A 2,473-nucleotide genomic window follows, 5' to 3' on the forward strand; every position below is an offset into this window, starting at 1 on the left:
GTAACAGGTACTGGAGGTCCGAACCGACTAGTGTTGCAAAACTAGCGGATGAGCTGTGGATAGGGGTGAAAGGCTAAACAAACTTGGAAATAGCTGGTTCTCTCCGAAAACTATTTAGGTAGTGCCTCAAGTATTACCATCGGGGGTAGAGCACTGTTTTGGCTAGGGGGTCATGGCGACTTACCAAACCAAGGCAAACTCCGAATACCGATGAGTACAGCTTGGGAGACAGAGCACCGGGTGCTAACGTCCGGACTCAAGAGGGAAACAACCCAGACCGCCAGCTAAGGTCCCTAAAATTGGCTAAGTGGGAAACGAAGTGGGAAGGCTAAAACAGTCAGGATGTTGGCTTAGAAGCAGCCATCATTTAAAGAAAGCGTAATAGCTCACTGATCGAGTCGTCCTGCGCGGAAGATGTAACGGGGCTAAGCCAGTTACCGAAGCTGCGGATTTGCAATTTATTGCAAGTGGTAGGAGAGCGTTCTGTAAGCCTGTGAAGGTGCGTTGTAAAGCGTGCTGGAGGTATCAGAAGTGCGAATGCTGACATGAGTAGCGTTAAAGGGGGTGAAAAGCCCCCTCGCCGTAAGCGCAAGGTTTTCTACGCAACGTTCATCGGCGTAGAGTGAGTCGGCCCCTAAGGCGAGGCAGAGATGCGTAGCTGATGGGAAACAGGTCAATATTCCTGTACCGATATATAGTGCGATGTGGGGACGGATCTTAATAGGTCATCCGGGTGTTGGATATCCCGGTTTAGTTGGATGTAGGCGTGCATTAGGCAAATCCGGTGCACATATACCGAGGCCAACGATCGAGCCAGCTTGCTGGTGAAGTGACTGAACGAGGTTCCAGGAAAAGCCACTAAGCTTCAGCTATATACGACCGTACCGCAAACCGACACTGGTGCGCGAGATGAGTATTCTAAGGCGCTTGAGAGAACTCAGGAGAAGGAACTCGGCAAATTGACACCGTAACTTCGGAAGAAGGTGTGCCCTATTAGTGTGAAGTGAACAACGGAGCATGAATGGGTTGCAAAAAATCGGTGGCTGCGACTGTTTATTAAAAACACAGCACTCTGCAAACACGAAAGTGGACGTATAGGGTGTGACGCCTGCCCGGTGCTGGAAGATTAAATGATGGGGTGCAAGCTCTTGATTGAAGTCCCAGTAAACGGCGGCCGTAACTATAACGGTCCTAAGGTAGCGAAATTCCTTGTCGGGTAAGTTCCGACCTGCACGAATGGCGTAACGATGGCCACACTGTCTCCTCCTGAGACTCAGCGAAGTTGAAATGTTTGTGATGATGCAATCTCCCCGCGGAAAGACGGAAAGACCCCATGAACCTTTACTGTAGCTTTGTATTGGACTTTGAACAGATCTGTGTAGGATAGGTGGGAGGCTTTGAAGCAGGGTCGCTAGATCTTGTGGAGCCAACGTTGAAATACCACCCTGGTGTGTTTGAGGTTCTAACCTAGGTCCATTATCTGGATCGGGGACAGTGCATGGTAGGCAGTTTGACTGGGGCGGTCTCCTCCCAAAGCGTAACGGAGGAGTTCGAAGGTACGCTAGTTACGGTCGGACATCGTGACGATAGTGCAATGGCATAAGCGTGCTTAACTGCGAGACTGACAAGTCGAGCAGATGCGAAAGCAGGACATAGTGATCCGGTGGTTCTGTATGGAAGGGCCATCGCTCAACGGATAAAAGGTACTCTGGGGATAACAGGCTGATACCGCCCAAGAGTTCATATCGACGGCGGTGTTTGGCACCTCGATGTCGGCTCATCTCATCCTGGGGCTGTAGCCGGTCCCAAGGGTATGGCTGTTCGCCATTTAAAGAGGTACGTGAGCTGGGTTTAAAACGTCGTGAGACAGTTTGGTCCCTATCTTCCGTGGGCGCTGCAGATTTGAGGAAGCCTGCTCCTAGTACGAGAGGACCGGAGTGGACACACCTCTGGTGTATCGGTTGTCACGCCAGTGGCATTGCCGAGTAGCTAAGTGTGGAAGAGATAACCGCTGAAAGCATCTAAGCGGGAAACTCGTTTCAAGATGAGATCTGCCGGGGCCTTGAGCCCCCTGAAGAGTCGTTCAAGACCAGGACGTTGATAGGTCAGGTGTGGAAGCGCAGTAATGCGTTAAGCTAACTGATACTAATTGCTCGTGCGGCTTGACCCTATAACTTTGATCAAAATACTGATCAAGGTGTTATGCCAAGTTGACGCATTCAAAACAATTCGCCAAAAGCTGATTCCAAACTCTATGAATTCGTCCGGTTGATCTCCCGATCAACCAGACAACCCTTTATGCCTGATGACCATAGCGAGTTGGTACCACTCCTTCCCATCCCGAACAGGACAGTGAAACGACTCAGCGCCGATGATAGTGCGGGTTCCCGTGTGAAAGTAGGTCATCGTCAGGCTCTTACAGCCCAGAAAACCCCAGTCAAGCAATTGACTGGGGTTTTTTGCTTTGGGGCGA

General features: G+C 50.7%; 2 rRNA genes (1 of these 2 only partly in view). Both read left to right on the plus strand.

From position 1 onward, the window contains the following. Positions 1 to 2,170, plus strand: a 23S ribosomal RNA gene (locus QRN67_RS33080) (it extends 701 nt beyond the left edge of the window). 131 nt (positions 2,171 to 2,301) lie between these two features. Further along, positions 2,302 to 2,414 (plus strand): 5S ribosomal RNA (gene rrf / locus QRN67_RS33085). The last annotated feature ends 59 nt before the right edge of the window (positions 2,415 to 2,473 follow it).

It is taken from the genome of Variovorax sp. efr-133-TYG-130, from assembly GCF_030208835.1.
Taxonomy (GTDB): Bacteria; Pseudomonadota; Gammaproteobacteria; order Burkholderiales; family Burkholderiaceae_C; genus Variovorax.